The sequence below is a fragment of the Thalassospira sp. UBA1131 genome (genome assembly GCF_002311515.1).
Lineage (GTDB): Bacteria > Pseudomonadota > Alphaproteobacteria > Rhodospirillales > Thalassospiraceae > Thalassospira.
This window is the reverse complement of sequence record NZ_DCAO01000104.1, coordinates 128,481-128,958: the sequence shown is the minus strand read 5'-3', so window position 1 is coordinate 128,958 and position 478 is coordinate 128,481. Positions and strand designations below refer to the sequence as shown.

The 478-nt window shown below is 54.8% G+C and carries 1 protein-coding gene; it reads right to left on the bottom strand.

The window, feature by feature from the left end; translation table 11 throughout:
• Positions 1-3 precede the first annotated feature (3 nt).
• On the bottom strand, positions 4-300 hold the full coding sequence (locus B3Z49_RS16765; protein ID WP_296992941.1) for a putative quinol monooxygenase: 297 nt from the start codon (positions 298-300) through the stop codon (positions 4-6).
• Positions 301-478: the final 178 nt, after the last annotated feature.

The window sequence follows — 478 nt, the reverse complement described above, 5'->3', positions numbered from 1 at the left end:
GCGTTATGATTTGAGGCTGAATTTACGGACATCAAGCGGCTGTGCAAGCACTTCATCCTTGCTCTCGCCAAAGGCCTTTAGGTAGGGCATCTCGAAATGCCGGGCGAGGTCTTCTTCCGAGCGCCAGTTTTCATAGGCCAACCAGAGGGCGGGATCGTCATTTGACTGGTGCATGTCGTAGCTGATGCAGCCTTCCTCGGCGCGCGACGGTTCAACCAATGCCAAAAGCCGTTTGCCAAGTTCATCTTCCATGCCGGGTTTGGCGCGTGCGGTGGCAACAACGGTAAGCTGCTTGGACATTTCGGTTTCCTGTCGTTTTGATTGTTTGGCTTTTGGATAGATCACCAACCACAGTGCAGGACAAATCTTCGTTTCACAAGCACGCAGAGAACAGAAAAAGGCCCGGTGCGGGGGACACCGGGCCTGGAATTGCTGGTCAGCAGTTTGGGGGGAGCTGACCAGCAGGGGGGAGACGAAA

Coding starts and splice junctions, on each gene's coding strand:
- B3Z49_RS16765 (WP_296992941.1), bottom strand. CDS start 300: ATGTCCAAGCAGCTTACCGTTGTTGCCACCGCACGCGCCAAACCCGGC.